Source organism: Streptomyces cellostaticus, from assembly GCF_001513965.1.
Lineage (GTDB): Bacteria > Actinomycetota > Actinomycetes > Streptomycetales > Streptomycetaceae > Streptomyces > Streptomyces cellostaticus.
Genome location: NZ_KQ948037.1, coordinates 71,243 through 84,969 on the forward strand (window position 1 = coordinate 71,243; position 13,727 = coordinate 84,969).

A 13,727-nucleotide genomic window follows, 5' to 3' on the forward strand; every position below is an offset into this window, starting at 1 on the left:
AGGCCCCTCGGCGCGCCGTACCATCGTCCTTATGGCTACGGAAGACGCGGTGCGCGAGGCACTGGCGACGGTGAACGACCCCGAGATCAACCGACCCATCACCGAACTCGGGATGGTCAAATCGGTGGAGATCGGGGAGGACGGCGCGGTCGCGGTCACCGTGTACCTGACGGTCTCCGGCTGCCCCATGCGCGAGACGATCACCCAGCGTGTGACCGAGGCGGTCTCCCGGGTCGACGGCGTCACCCGCGTCGACGTCACGCTCGACGTGATGAGCGACGAGCAGCGCAAGGAACTGGCGAACGCGCTGCGCGGCGGCCAGGCCGAGCGCGAGGTCCCCTTCGCCAAGCCGGGCAGCCTCACCCGGGTCTACGCGGTCGCCTCCGGCAAGGGCGGCGTCGGCAAGTCCTCGGTGACGGTGAACCTGGCGGCGGCGATGGCGGCCGACGGTCTGAAGGTCGGTGTCGTGGACGCCGACATCTACGGCCACTCGGTGCCGCGCATGCTGGGCGCGGACGGCCGCCCGACCCAGGTCGAGAACATGATCATGCCGCCGTCCGCGAACGGCGTGAAGGTGATCTCCATCGGCATGTTCACCCCTGGCAACGCCCCGGTCGTCTGGCGCGGCCCGATGCTGCACCGCGCGCTCCAGCAGTTCCTGGCGGACGTCTACTGGGGCGACCTGGACGTCCTGCTCCTGGACCTGCCGCCCGGCACCGGCGACATCGCGATCTCGGTCGCCCAGCTGGTCCCGAACGCCGAGATCCTGGTGGTGACGACGCCTCAGCAGGCGGCGGCCGAGGTGGCCGAGCGCGCGGGCTCCATCGCGGTGCAGACCCACCAGAAGATCGTCGGCGTGGTCGAGAACATGTCCGGCCTGCCCTGCCCGCACTGCGACGAGATGGTCGACGTCTTCGGCACGGGCGGCGGCCAGATGGTCGCCGACGGCCTGACCCGCACCACGGGCGCGACGGTCCCGGTCCTCGGCAGCATCCCGATCGACGTCCGCCTGCGCGAGGGCGGCGACGAGGGCAAGCCGGTGGTCCTGACCGACCCGGACTCCCCGGCGGGCTCGGCCCTGCGCTCGATCGCGGGCAAGCTGGGGGGCCGTCAGCGGGGCCTGTCGGGCCTGTCGCTGGGGCTCACACCGAAGAACAAGTTCTGAGTCACCTCGGGGTGAGTACTCAGGTGAGTACTCAAGGGGCGCCGAAACGAATCGGCGCCCCTTTTCCGTAGCACCCCGCCGGCTAGGCGTACGCGGTGATGTCCTTCACCACGGAGAACCCGAGCCCATAAGCGCTCATCCCCCGCCCATAGGCCCCCAGATGCACGCCCGCCTCGGTGGAACCGGCAAGCACCCAGCCGAACTCCGACTCCCGGTAGTGGAACGAGGCCGGCACCCCGTCCACCGGAAGCGACAGCGTGGACCACTCGGACCCGCCGAGATCGTCGGCCAGGGCCCACGCGGTCTCCGTCTGCTGCTCCAGCCAGTCGTCCCGCAGGCTGTGGTCCATCTGCCCGGGCCAGGTGAACGACAGCAGCCCCACCCCCGCCAGCCACGCCGCCGAGGACACCGAGGTCGCCTCCATCAGCCCTGTGCCGTCCGCACTCCTGCGGGACGGATTCGCCGCCACGGTGACCACGACCGCGAACTTCTCCCTCGGCTCGTCCGCGGACCCGGCGACATGCTCGTTGCGTACGGTGGGCTCGTCACCGTGCCCGATCGAACCGTGCTCGACGGCACCGTCGGCCGCCATGCCGACCTGCATCAGCCAACGCGCCCCCGTGAACGCCTCGTCGAGGCCGTACCACGGAAAGGGCGCCCGCAGGTAGCCGTCGACCGTGCGCCGGGCGATGAGGAACTGCTGTCCGCCCTCCGCGGCCGGCGCCTGCGCGCCCACCCGACTCGTCGTCTCCATCTGCCCGGACGCCTCCTCGCTCTCGTCGGACCGGGGCGGCCCGCCCCCCTTCGGGCGTACTCGTCCGGTCCGCACAACAACTCGGCAGCATATCCACACCGCTGAGAGCGGCAGGGAAAGCGCCCGGCGCGTGGGTCGCTCTGGCGGCCCGTTCGCGCCGTGTACGGCGGGTGCGCGCTATGAAACGCGTCACGTACGCCGCTCGGTCCGCGTGTCGGGGTCTGCTAAGTGGCGTCCGCGTCGAAGGGCGGACGGTCGTCCTTGCCGGGCTCCTCGGGCTTCTTGGTCATGTCGATATGCCCGCCGGACGAGGACGAGGGAGACGGGGAGGAGGACGACGACGAGGCCTCGCTGTCGCGGACGTTGACGGCGTCCGTGACCTCGGCCATCTCCTTCTTCAGGTCGAAGCCGTTGCGGATCTCCTTCAGCCCCAGTTCATCGTTGTCCAGCTGCTTGCGGATGAACGTCTTGGGGTTGAGGTCCTCGAACTCGAAGTCCTTGAACTCGGGGCCCAGCTCGCTGCGGATGTCCTGCTTGGCGCTCTCCGAGAACTCACGGATCTTCCGGATCGTGCGCGTCACGTCCTGGATGACCTTGGGGAGCTTGTCCGGACCGAAGACGAGCACGGCGATCACAACGATCGTCACCAGCTCCAGTGGTCCTATGTCATTGAACACCTGACGCTCCTTGTGATGTCCTCGGTCGCTCAACGGTACCCGGCCCGGCTGGCCGACCGGTACCGTCCCGAGGTGAGACTTCTGTCAGTTCTGCTCCGAAGCGCCCAGCACCAGTGAGGCCTCCCGCTCGTCGCCGTGCTCGACCGTCAGGCGCAGCCGGTCGCCGGGCCGGTGGGCGCGGATCTTGACGATCAGTTCCTCGCCCGAGTGGACACGCTCCCCGTCGACCTCGGTGATGACGTCGCCCGCCCTGAGGCCGGCCCGGTCGCCGGGGCCACCCTTGGCGACGGCGGGGCCGCCGTCGCCGGCCTTGGTGTCGATGCGGGCGCCGTCGCCGGTGTAGCCCATGTCGAGGGTGACGCCGATCACGGGGTGGGTGGCATGGCCCGTGTTGATCAGTTCCTCGGCGACCCGCCTGGCCTGGTTGATGGGGATGGCGAAGCCGAGGCCGATGGAGCCGGCCTGTCCGCTGTCGGAGTCGGAGCCGTCGTCGGCCGAGCGGATGGCGGAGTTGATGCCGATGACCTGGGCCCGGGAGTCGAGGAGGGGACCGCCGGAGTTGCCCGGGTTGATGGGCGCGTCGGTCTGGAGCGCGTCGACGTAGCTGACATCGCTCCCGTCGCCCTTCTCACCGCCGGCCGTGATGGGCCGTTCCTTGGCGCTGATGATGCCCGCGGTGACGGTGTTGGCCAGGTCGAAGGGGGCGCCGATGGCGACGACGGGATCGCCGACCTGGACGTCGTCGGAGTTGCCGAGGGGCATGGGGGTGAGTCCGCGGACGCCGCTGACCTGGACGACGGCGAGGTCGTATCCGCTGTCGTGGCCGACGACCTTGGCCTTGGCGGTGGCGCCGCTGCTGAAGGTCACGGATATCTCACCGCCGGACGAGGCCGGCTGGACGACGTGGTTGTTGGTGAGGATGTGCCCGCGGGCGTCGAGGACGAAGCCGGTGCCGGTGCCCGCTTCGTCGGACCCGCGTACGTGCAGCGTCACGACGCTGGGCAGGGCCCGGGCGGCTATCCCGGCCACGCTGTCCGGCGCACGTCCGGCGGGCACCTTTCCGGCCTGCGGCAGGTGTACGTCCCCCACGCCCTCGCGCTCGACATAGGCGCCGACGAGCCCGCCGATGCCGCTGGACACGACGGCGACCAGCAGGGTCCACGCGAGGAGCATCCGCCTTCCCCGCCTACGGCGCTGTCGCTCGGTGAGCACCCCGGCCCCGGTCTGCTGCAGCGGTCCGGTCACGAGGGGCTGCTGCCCGGCCGAGGGGGCGGCCCAGGGGTCGTAGCGCTGCCACGGGTCACCGGACGCCCCGGCCACGCCCGCAGCCCCGGGTGCCGATGCGGCCGGCTCCACCGGTGCGGCGGGGGACGGGGCTGCCGGTGCCGGGGCAGCAGCGGGTACGGCCTGAGGCGGGGCGGCATGCGCGGGCGCGGGCGGTGTCGTCTGCGCCGGTGTCTGCGCGGCTGCCGGTGCCGTCACGGCCGCCCCCTGCGCCGGTGCCGCCGCCGGGTGCTGGACCGGCGGCGCGGGCGCCCAGGGGCCCGGTTCGCCGTAGGGCGGGGTGCTGTAGGGATCGGGGTCGTGCAGGGGCTTGGGCCGCTCGACGGCCGGTCCGCCCGGCCCGAGCGGGTCCGGCCCCGGCTCGGCCACCACCGGCTCGGCTGTGCCCGGCACAGCCGCATCACCCGCGTCCACGCCGCCCCCTACGCCTCCTGGGGCAACCGGCGCGGGCTTCGCCAGTTCGAAGTCGCCGTCGGTGAGCGGCTCGGCCTGCTCCTGCTGCTCCCCCGGCGGGACGTGCGTCGGGTTCCCCTCGTTCATGCTCTCCCCACGGCTGGCCGCGGCCGCGCGCGTCGGCGGTGGCCGCGGAACATCGACCCCGTGCCCGGGTCACCGCCGCGGGCACGGCCTCACAGGATTCAACCAGGTTCGGGGGCCGCGGCGCAGAGGCCGGTCAGGGCGCCTGGCGGGGGGCGGTGGGGGGAGAGACGGAGGGAGCGGACGGAGCGGGGGTGGTGTCGGGGACGGGGGCGGACAGCGGGCCGGGGCCGGTCGTCCCGGGGGTCGCGGTCCAGGCGGTCAGGGAGAACGGCGAGATGTCGCTCAGCGGGCGTATCAGCGGGGACACCGCGGCCGCGCCCGCCATCACCGGTGTGGTCAGGTCGTGCACGGCGTCCCGGACCCGCCCGGTGCCCGGGTTCGGCACTCCGGGCAGCAGCGGCGCGGACATGGAGGTCGGCGCCACCGATGTCTGGCCGAGCAGGCTGCTGCCCTGGACGAGCAGCGGTCCCACCGCGCGGCGGCGCTGGGTGTCGGAGGTGGCCGCCCCCGCGCCGGTGCCCGCCGAACGCACCGGGGTCACATTGCCGGAGCCGGAGCCGCGGGCGTCCGCGGCCATGTCGCCGGGGATGGCGGTGGTCACGCCGCCGAGGGCGACGGCGGCCAGCGACACCGCGCCGGCGGCGGCGAACGCGAACCGCAGTCCGCGAGAGGCGGAGCGGTCGTCGGGCCGGCCGACGGGATGGATCCGGAAACCGCGCTCCTCGGGCGCGGAAGCGGGAGCGGCGCCGGCGTGCGGGCCGACGGGGACGTAGCCGAACTCGAAGCGCTCGCCGCGCCTGAGCCCGAAGACCCCGGCCTCCGGGCCCCGTCCGAAGAGTCCTCCCCCGGCGGACGGAGTGCCGTCGTCGTCCGCGTCACCACCCCCGGGCAGGCCCTGGAGACGGGCCAGGAAGCTCTCCGAGGGCGGCGGTGGGGCCGCCTCCGCGAACACGTTCTTCAGTCGGCGCTGGGCGTCCGCCTCCGCCTTGCACCGGGCACAGGTGGCCAGGTGGGCGAGGACGCGCTCGCGCGACTCATGACCCAGCTCTCCGTCCACCAGGGCGGAGAGCCGGTCTCCCAGGTGCTGCTCTGCGAGGTGCGCCTCCGCAGCTTTCGGTCGTGATCCACTCACGCGGTCGCGCCCCCTCCTCCCAGAGCGGGGACGCGGGGCATGAAGGAGCGCCGCTCGGCCTTCCGCGCCTCGGGCGAACGGTGGGCCAGGGCCTTGCGCAGCTGGGAGCGGCCGCGGTGGATACGGGAGCGGACCGTGCCGAGCTTCACGCCGAGGGTCGCGGCGATCTCCTCGTACGACAGTCCTTCGATGTCGCACAGGACGACCGCGGCGCGGAACTCGGGCGCAAGGGTGTCGAGCGCCTGCTGGACGTCCGCGTCGAAGTGGGCGTCGTTGAAGAGCTGCTGCGGGCTGGGCTCGCGGCTGGGCAGGCGCTCGGCCGCGTCCTCGCCGAGGGCGTCGAAGCGGATGCGCTGCTTGCGCCGGACCATGTCCAGGAAGAGGTTGGTGGTGATGCGGTGCAGCCAGCCCTCGAACGTGCCCGGCGAATACGTCGACAGGGAGCGGAAGACGCGGACGAAGACCTCCTGGGTCAGGTCCTCGGCGTCGTGCTGGTTGCCCGTGAGGCGGTAGGCGAGCCGGTAGACCCGGCCGCTGTGCGTGCTGACGATCTCCTCCCACGTGGGCGGAGTCCAGGCCTGCCCGTCCGCGTCGGTGGAGAAGGTCGCGGTCTGGGTGTCGCCGGCGGCAAAACCGGTGGCGTGGCTGTCGGCAGCAGTGTCGTTCACGGATTTCGGCTTCCCTGCCGATCCGAGAAAGCGCCGTAGCACTCCTCCCCGATCCACAGGCGCAGCCGCACCTCCCCTGTCGGCTCTGGTGGTGTCCAGTGGAGCCCCTACCATAGCCACCTCGCCCGTTAGCTCCGGATAAGCGGTTTTACGAGAATTTGATACGCGCTGATACAGCTCATACGGCTGCGTCAGCATGTGCTCGGCGTCCTGTTCCACCTCTTACCCCCCGTCGCGTCCCGGGTCACCGGCTCAACCCTTTAAACGCCCAGTCCCATCTGCGGGTTCCCGGCACCAACGGATACAGTCACGCCCAGGCATCCACGGGGACAGGAGAGGGCCATTACCGGCAACCAGCAGACGAGCTGGGCGTTCGCCGACGCCTTTGTCGCCGAGGACGAAGCGCTGCGCTGGGCCCGTGACCGGGCCCGGGAGGCAGGGCTGCGCTCGGTGTCGCCCGGCGCGGGCGCCGCGCTGCGACTGCTCGCTGCCTCCGTGGACGCGAAGGCGGTCGCGGAGATCGGCACCGGCTGCGGGGTCTCCGGTATCCATCTGCTGCACGGCATGCGCCCGGACGGGGTACTCACCACGGTCGATCCGGAACCGGAGCACCAGCAGTTCGCCCGGCAGGCGTTCCGGGCCTGTGGGTTCGCCAGCAACCGGGCCCGGTTCATACCGGGCCGCGCCCTGGACGTGCTGCCGCGGCTCGCGGACGCCGGCTACGACCTCGTGTTCTGCGACGGGGACCGGCAGGAGTACTCGGACTACCTCGCTGAATCGTTGCGGCTGCTGCGCCCGGGGGGCTTGGTGGTCTTCGAGGGCGTCTTCGCCAACGGCCGTACGGTCGACTCGGGACCGCAGCCGACCGAGGTGCTGCGGCTGCGGGAGCTGCTGCGCACGGTGCGGGAGAGCCAGGAACTGGTGACGTCGCTGCTTCCGGTGGGCGACGGCCTGCTGTGCGCCGTCAAACGGTGACCCCCTAAAGGGGTCGCACGACGACCCCCGGAGTGCGGGGCCCAAAGACGCGGCTGCCCCGGCACCTCATACGATGCCGGGGCAGCCGGAAGGACAGGATCGCGGGCGCGTCAGACGACGACCTTCTTGAGGGCGTCGCCGAGCGCCTCGGCCTCGTCAGGGGTCAGCTCGACGACAAGCCGACCGCCGCCTTCGAGCGGAACGCGCATGACGATGCCCCGCCCCTCCTTGGTCACCTCGAGCGGGCCATCGCCCGTCCGCGGCTTCATGGCCGCCATGCTCGTTCCCCTTCCTGAAACCAGCTCATCGTCTGCCGACGGCCCCCTGGCAGGGCAGCCACAGTCCGTAACGGACAAGCGACACCGGCATCGAACACATTGCTTCCAAGCCATTATCCCGCATCCCAGGACCCGATGACCAACATCAGTCGGCATCGCTTGGGCAACGCGCGCGAGCAAAACCACTCAATTCGGCGATGTGACTGCGATACTGCGCAACCCCTCGAACGTCCTGCGGCCGACTCCGCTCCGGTTTTCTTTGACGCAGGTCACACGTCGGGTCCGGCCCTTGGACCGCGATCTCCGCCATGCTGTCCTTCAGACAGCGACGTACTGAGCGGTACGTCACCAGTCGTGACACCGGAGGGGATGCGCCATGGCCGACACCGTGCTCTACGAGGTGAGCGACGGACTCGCGACGATCACGCTGAACCGCCCCGAGGCGATGAACGCGCTGAACATCGCCACCAAGGTCGCCCTGAGGGACGCGGCGGAATCCGCGGCCCGGGACACCGCCGTACGGGCGATCCTGCTGACCGCCGCCGGCGAGCGGGCGTTCTGCGTGGGCCAGGACCTCAAGGAGCACATCGGGCTGCTGGCGTCGGACCGTGAGACGGGGTCCGGGCAGACGATGAGCACGGTCAAGGAGCACTACAACCCGATCGTGAAGGCGCTGGCCGGGGCGCCGAAGCCGGTGGTCGCCGCGGTGAACGGGGTGGCGGCCGGGGCCGGCTTCGGCTTCGCGCTCGCCGCGGACTACCGGGTGGTGGCCGACACGGCGTCCTTCAACACCTCCTTCGCGGGCGTCGCCCTGACCGCGGACTCCGGCATCTCCTGGACGCTGCCCCGGGTGGTCGGCCCCGGCCGCGCCGCCGACCTGCTGCTCTTCCCGCGCAGCATCAGCGCCCAGGACGCCCTGGAGCTGGGCATCGCCAACCGCTTGGTGCCCTCCGCCGAGCTGCGTGCCGAGGGCGAGAAGGTGGCGCGGGCCCTGGCCGAGGGCCCGACCGTGGCCTACGCGGCGATCAAGGAGGCGGTGGCCTACGGGCTGACGCACTCCCTCGCCGAGACGCTGGAGAAGGAGGACGAGCTGCAGACGCGGGCGGGTCGGTCGGAGGACCACACGATCGCCGTTCAGGCCTTCGTGAACAAGGAGAAGCCGAAGTACCTGGGCCGCTGAGGTCGCCGAGCGGCTAGCGGGCAGGTGGGCTGGTTCGGCTCACACAGGTTTCCAAGTGATCGTTCACCAGCCCGCATGCCTGCATCAGCGCATACGCCGTCGTCGGGCCGACGAATCTGAGGCCCCGCTTCTTCAGTGCCTTCGACAGGGCCGTCGACTCCGGGGTGACCGCGGGGACGTCGGCGAGGGTCTTCGGGGCCGGGCGGGCGGCCGGGCCGGGGGCGTGGGACCAGATGAAGTCGTCCAGCTCGCCCTCCGCCCAGTCGGCGAGCACGCGCGCGTTGGCGAGGGTCGCGTCGACCTTGGCGCGGTTGCGGATGATGCCCGGGTCGGCCAGCAGCCGCTCGCGGTCCTCGTCCGTGAACGCGGCGACCTTCTCGATCCGGAAGTCCGCGAACGCCGCGCGGAAGCCGGGGCGGCGGCGCAGGATCGTGATCCAGGACAGGCCCGACTGGAAGGCCTCCAGGCTGATCCGCTCGAAGAGGGCGTCGTCGCCGTGGACCGGACGGCCCCACTCCTCGTCGTGGTACGAGACGTAGTCCTCGGTGGACAGGGCCCACGGGCAGCGCAGCGCGCCGTCGGGCCCGGCGAGTGCTGCTCCGTCGCTCATCGCTGCTCCTCCTGACTGTGCTTGTCCAGCCGGGCGTGCGCGGCGGCGGCGCGGGCGCCGGCCAGCGCGGACTCCAGGTCGGCGATACGGGCGTCCCGCTCGGCGAGCTCCGCGCCGAGGCGGCCGAGCGCGTCGTCCACGTCGGCCATGCGGTAGCCGCGCGGGGCGAGCGGGAAGCGCAGGCTCTCCACGTCCGCCCTGCCGACCGGGCGGTCCGGGGGCAGTGGGTCCTGCAGCCGCTCCGGGGCCGCCTCGGGCAGCGGGCCGCTCTCGCCGCCGCCCACCACGGCGAGTGTCACCGCGGCCACCACGACGGCGAGGGCGACGACCAGGAACAAGAACATAACCATCGCTAGAGGTCCCCACGCTCGATGTGCCGGAAGCTGAATCTCTCAGGCTCCGATCGTGCCATGCGAGTCTGACAGTTAGGGTCGCAGGCGGCCGTACTACGGAAGGTACTAGGAGAGGTCACAGCGGATGCTCAGGCTGGGCAGGCGGGAATTCGGGCCGCACGAGCCGGTGATCATGGCGATCGTGAACCGGACCCCGGACTCCTTCTACGACCAGGGGGCCACGTTCCGCGACGAGCCTGCGCTCGCACGGGTGGAGCAGGCGGTGGCCGAGGGCGCCGCGATCGTCGACATCGGCGGGGTGAAGGCCGGGCCGGGCGAGGAGGTCACGGCCGAGGAGGAGGCGCGGCGGACGGTCGGTTTCGTCGCGGAGGTACGGCGGCGCTTCCCGGACGTGATCATCAGTGTGGACACGTGGCGGGCCGAGGTCGGCGAGGCGGTGTGCGAGGCCGGGGCGGATCTGCTGAACGACGCGTGGGGCGGGGTGGACCCGGCGCTGGCGGAAGTCGCGGCGCGGTACGGGGTGGGGCTGGTGTGCACGCACGCGGGGGGTGTGCAGCCGCGTACGCGGCCGCATCGGGTGACGTACGGCGACGTCATGGACGACATCCTGGAGGTGACCCTGGGGCTGGCGGAGCGGGCGGTGTCGCTGGGGGTGCCTCGGGAGTCGGTGCTGATCGATCCCGGGCATGACTTCGGGAAGAACACGCGGCACAGTCTTGAGGCGACGCGGCGGCTGGACGAGATGGTTGCCACGGGGTGGCCGGTGCTGGTGTCGCTGTCGAACAAGGACTTCGTGGGGGAGACGCTGGACCGGCCGGTGAAGGAGCGGTTGCTGGGCACGTTGGCGACCACGGCGGTGTCGGCGTGGCTCGGAGCGCAGGTCTACCGGGTCCATGAGGTCGCCGAGACCCGGCAGGTACTGGAGATGGTGGCGTCGATCGCGGGCCACAGGGCCCCCGCGGTCGCCAGGCGCGGCCTGGCCTGACCACCAGGGGGCTCCGCCCCCTGGTGGAGCCCCCGGTGGACGGCGCTAGCGGGCCGCCTCCTTCGACACCAGGGCCACTGCTTCCTCCACCTCGTCCGTCACATGGAAGAGAAGCAGGTCCTTCTCCGACGCCTTGCCCTGGGGCACCAGCGTGTTCTTCAGCCAGGACACCAGCCCGCCCCAGTACTCGCTGCCGAACAGGACGATCGGGAAGCGCGTGACCTTCTGGGTCTGGACCAGGGTGAGGGCCTCGAAGAGCTCGTCGAGGGTGCCGAGGCCGCCCGGGAGGACGACGAAGCCCTGGGCATACTTCACAAACATCATTTTCCGGACAAAGAAGTACCGGAAGTTCAGACCGATGTCGACGTAGGGGTTCAGCCCCTGCTCGAAGGGCAGTTCGATGCCGAGGCCGACCGAGATGCCGCCCGCCTCGCACGCGCCCTTGTTGGCCGCCTCCATGGCGCCGGGGCCGCCGCCCGTGAGCACCGCCCAGCCGGCCTCCACCAGCCCTCGGCCCAGCCGCACCCCCGCGTCGTACTCCGGCGAGTCCACCGGCGTACGCGCCGACCCGAACACACTGATGGCGGGCGGGAGTTCGGCGAGCGTGCCGAAGCCCTCGATGAACTCCGACTGGATGCGCAGGACCCGCCAGGGGTCGGTGTGGACCCAGTCCGTGGGCCCGCCCGCATCCAGCAGCCGCTGGTCCGTCGTGCTCGCCGTCACCTGTCCGCGCCGCCGGAGGACCGGTCCGAGCCGCTGCTCGTCCGGCGGCTGCTTCTTCCCCTCGGGGTTTCCGGTAGCCATGTGCGCTCCCTCCGCTTGCCGGCAGTTCGACCTCAGCCTAGATCCACGCGGGTTACGGAGGGGGGACGTGAGCATGTCCGCCTGAAACGCCCTACGGGATCCTCACGCCGTGAGCCAGGTGCGCAGGCGCTCCTCGCCCGCCAGGATCTTCGCCACCTCGACCCGCTCGTCCCGCTTGTGCGCCAAGTGCGGGTTGCCCGGCCCGTAGTTGACCGCGGCAACGCCGAGCGCGGAGAAGCGGGAGACGTCCGTCCAGCCGTACTTGGGCTGCGGGGTGCCGCCGACCGCCTCGGTGAAGGCCGCCGCGGCCGGGTGGGAGAGGCCGGGCAGCGCGCCGGGGCTGTGGTCGTCGACCACGAACTCCGTCACCCCGCAGTCCGCGAACACCTCGCGGACGTGGGCGATCGCCTCCTCCTCGGTGCGGTCGGGGGCGTAGCGGAAGTTGACCGTCACCACGCACTCGTCCGGGATGACGTTGCCCGCCACTCCCCCCGAGATGCGCACCGCGTTCAGTCCCTCGCGGTACTCCAGGCCGTCGATGACCGGCCGGCGGGGCTCGTAGGCGGCCAGCCGGGCCAGGATGGGGGCTGCCGCGTGGATGGCGTTGGAGCCCATCCAGCCGCGCGCCGAGTGGGCCCGCTCGCCCGCGGTCTTCAGCAGCACCCGCAGGGTGCCCTGGCAGCCGCCCTCGACCTGCCCGTCGGAGGGCTCCAGCAGGACCGCGAAGTCGCCGCGCAGCCACTCGGGGTGGGCCTCGGACACGTGCTTGAGGCCGTTGAGTTCGGCGTCGACCTCCTCGTTGTCGTAGAACACGAAGGTCAGGTCGCGGTTGGGGGCGGGGACCGTGGCCGCGATGCGCAGCTGCACGGCCACGCCGGACTTCATGTCGCAGGTGCCGCAGCCCCACAGCACGCCGTCCTCGTCCAGCCGGGACGGCACGTTGTCCGCGATCGGCACCGTGTCGATGTGGCCGGCCAGGATGACGCGCTCCGCCCGGCCCAGGTTCGTCCGGGCGATCACGTTGTTGCCGTACCGGTCCACCGTCAGGTGCGGCAGGCCGCGCAGGGCGGCCTCGATGGCGTCCGCCAGGGGCTTCTCGGTACCGCTCTCGGAGGGGAAGTCGACCAGCCGCGCGGTGAGCGCTGCGGCGTCCAGCGTGAGGTCAAGCGAGGTGTCGGCCATGGCCCCGACCCTAGCGCGCCGCTCGCGAAGACCAGGTCAGCGCGGCTCCAAGGACCGGCCGCGAGGCCCGTGAAGGGCTCCAGTACCTTGTACGCGTGCCAGAGCCGTCCCCCACTCGTCCCAAGCGCCGCGGCCGCCTCCTGCGTATCAGTGCGGCGCTGTTGGTCCTGTCCGCCGTCGCCGCCTACCTGGTGGTGCAGTACGTCGCCGGGGGCGGGGGTGCGCGCGGCTGCAAGGTGGTCTCCGGCACCGGTGACGGGGCATCGTACGAGTTCACGCCCGAGCAGGCGGCGAACGCGGCGACGATCGCCGCCGTCGGCTCCGGGCGGGGCATGCCCGAGCGGGCGGTGAGCATCGCGCTGGCGACCGCGATCCAGGAGTCGGGGCTGCGCAACATCGAGCACGGCGACCGGGATTCCCTGGGCCTGTTCCAGCAGCGGCCCTCGCAGGGCTGGGGCACCGAGCAGCAGATCATGGACCCGGACTACGCGGCGGGCATCTTCTACGCGCACCTGGCCAAGGTGCCGAACTACACCGGCCTGCCGCTGACGCAGGCCGCGCAGCAGGTGCAGCGCAGCGGCTATCCGGAGGCGTACGCCAAGCACGAGCCGGACGCCACGCTGCTGGCTGCGGCCCTGACCGGGCGTGTGGCGGCCACGCTGACCTGCGACGGGCGCCAGGAGGGCACGGCGACGGCGACCGGTCCCGATGCGGTGCGGGCCGCGCTGGTGCGGGACTTCGGGCGCGACGCGCTGCAGGAGACCGGTGCGGTGGTGGGCGGTACACCTGTTCCGTCGCCGTCGCCCTCGCCGAGCGTGACGGCGACCGCGCACGGGCGGACGGTGACCGTGGCGGTGCCCGAGGGTGCGAAGACGGATGCGACCGGGCGCGGTGAGCGGGAGCGGGGCTGGCAGCTGGCGGAGTGGGCCGTGGCCAACTCCTCGGCGCTGCACATCGACCGGGTGGCGTACGCGGGCCGGGAGTGGACCGGCGGGAACGGCGGCGGCGAGTGGCGCACGGCCGGCGCGCAGGGGACCGGTGGTGCGGAGAAGTCCGTGGGGGCGGTCCGGATCGTGACCGGACAGTAGTACGGGCTCTCACTCGGCCGGGTTGTGCGGCCGCGGGACTGGCGTGTTTTCC

15 protein-coding genes are annotated in these 13,727 nt (G+C 71.9%); 5 read left to right on the plus strand and 10 right to left on the minus strand.

Annotated elements, in window-relative coordinates; translation table 11 throughout:
* The first annotated feature begins 31 nt into the window (after positions 1-31).
* On the plus strand, positions 32-1,165 hold the full coding sequence (locus AQI88_RS32345) for an Mrp/NBP35 family ATP-binding protein (RefSeq protein WP_067005977.1): 1,134 nt from the start codon (positions 32-34) through the stop codon (positions 1,163-1,165).
* 82 nt (positions 1,166-1,247) lie between these two features.
* Here AQI88_RS32345 and AQI88_RS32350 read toward each other — a convergent pair whose 3' ends face one another.
* The 5 genes from AQI88_RS32350 to sigE all read right to left on the minus strand — a co-directional run bounded on the left by AQI88_RS32350 (position 1,248) and on the right by sigE (position 6,262).
* Positions 1,248-1,919 carry a hypothetical protein gene (locus tag AQI88_RS32350; RefSeq protein WP_067005979.1) on the minus strand — a complete coding sequence of 224 codons (672 nt, stop codon included), beginning with the start codon at positions 1,917-1,919 and terminating at the stop codon, positions 1,248-1,250.
* A 224-nt stretch (positions 1,920-2,143) separates the two neighbouring features.
* A complete protein-coding gene (locus AQI88_RS32355) occupies positions 2,144-2,596 on the minus strand; it encodes a sec-independent translocase (RefSeq protein WP_067005981.1) in 453 nt (150 codons plus the stop codon).
* Positions 2,597-2,680: 84 nt separating this feature from the next.
* The gene (locus AQI88_RS32360; RefSeq protein ID WP_067005983.1) at positions 2,681-4,420 is read right to left on the minus strand and encodes a S1C family serine protease; all 1,740 of its coding nucleotides are present in this window, start codon (positions 4,418-4,420) and stop codon (positions 2,681-2,683) included.
* Positions 4,421-4,553: 133 nt separating this feature from the next.
* Positions 4,554-5,552 carry an anti-sigma factor family protein gene (locus tag AQI88_RS32365; RefSeq protein ID WP_079057950.1) on the minus strand — a complete coding sequence of 333 codons (999 nt, stop codon included), beginning with the start codon at positions 5,550-5,552 and terminating at the stop codon, positions 4,554-4,556.
* Complete coding sequence (gene sigE, locus AQI88_RS32370; protein ID WP_079057951.1) at positions 5,549-6,262, minus strand: RNA polymerase sigma factor SigE; 714 nt, start codon at positions 6,260-6,262, stop codon at positions 5,549-5,551. The genes AQI88_RS32365 and sigE overlap by 4 nt, the downstream gene beginning before the upstream one ends.
* 234 nt (positions 6,263-6,496) lie before the next feature.
* On the opposite strand from sigE, the gene AQI88_RS32375 reads away from it, so the two are divergent.
* Complete coding sequence (locus AQI88_RS32375; RefSeq protein WP_079057952.1) at positions 6,497-7,195, plus strand: O-methyltransferase; 699 nt, start codon at positions 6,497-6,499, stop codon at positions 7,193-7,195.
* 110 nt (positions 7,196-7,305) lie between these two features.
* Here the strand turns inward: AQI88_RS32375 and AQI88_RS43855 are convergent, their stop codons facing one another.
* The gene (locus tag AQI88_RS43855; RefSeq protein WP_018544333.1) at positions 7,306-7,473 is read right to left on the minus strand and encodes a DUF3117 domain-containing protein; all 168 of its coding nucleotides are present in this window, start codon (positions 7,471-7,473) and stop codon (positions 7,306-7,308) included.
* A 376-nt stretch (positions 7,474-7,849) separates the two neighbouring features.
* Here AQI88_RS43855 and chcB point away from each other — a divergent pair, with 376 nt between their 5' ends.
* Positions 7,850-8,653: a 2-cyclohexenylcarbonyl CoA isomerase gene (gene chcB / locus AQI88_RS32380; protein WP_067005991.1), complete on the plus strand. Its 804-nt coding sequence runs from the start codon at positions 7,850-7,852 to the stop codon at positions 8,651-8,653.
* Between the two features lie 13 nt (positions 8,654-8,666).
* Here chcB and AQI88_RS32385 read toward each other — a convergent pair whose 3' ends face one another.
* The gene (locus AQI88_RS32385; RefSeq protein ID WP_067005993.1) at positions 8,667-9,263 is read right to left on the minus strand and encodes a DNA-3-methyladenine glycosylase I; all 597 of its coding nucleotides are present in this window, start codon (positions 9,261-9,263) and stop codon (positions 8,667-8,669) included.
* Entirely contained in the window at positions 9,260-9,613 is a 354-nt protein-coding gene (locus AQI88_RS32390) for a DivIVA domain-containing protein (RefSeq protein ID WP_067005995.1), read from the minus strand. Before AQI88_RS32390 ends, AQI88_RS32385 begins: the two co-directional genes overlap by 4 nt.
* Positions 9,614-9,740: 127 nt before the next feature.
* On the opposite strand from AQI88_RS32390, the gene folP reads away from it, so the two are divergent.
* The gene (gene folP, locus AQI88_RS32395; protein WP_067005997.1) at positions 9,741-10,601 is read left to right on the plus strand and encodes a dihydropteroate synthase; all 861 of its coding nucleotides are present in this window, start codon (positions 9,741-9,743) and stop codon (positions 10,599-10,601) included.
* Positions 10,602-10,646: 45 nt separating this feature from the next.
* On the opposite strand, the gene AQI88_RS32400 is transcribed toward folP, so the two are convergent.
* A complete protein-coding gene (locus AQI88_RS32400) occupies positions 10,647-11,405 on the minus strand; it encodes an LOG family protein (protein ID WP_067005999.1) in 759 nt (252 codons plus the stop codon).
* A 102-nt stretch (positions 11,406-11,507) separates the two neighbouring features.
* Positions 11,508-12,587, minus strand: coding sequence for a succinyl-diaminopimelate desuccinylase (gene dapE, locus AQI88_RS32405; RefSeq protein WP_067006001.1), 1,080 nt, complete (start codon positions 12,585-12,587; stop codon positions 11,508-11,510).
* A gap of 95 nt (positions 12,588-12,682) precedes the next feature.
* On the opposite strand from dapE, the gene AQI88_RS32410 reads away from it, so the two are divergent.
* A complete protein-coding gene (locus AQI88_RS32410; protein WP_208615963.1) occupies positions 12,683-13,675 on the plus strand; it encodes a VldE C-terminal domain-containing protein in 993 nt (330 codons plus the stop codon).
* Positions 13,676-13,727: the final 52 nt, after the last annotated feature.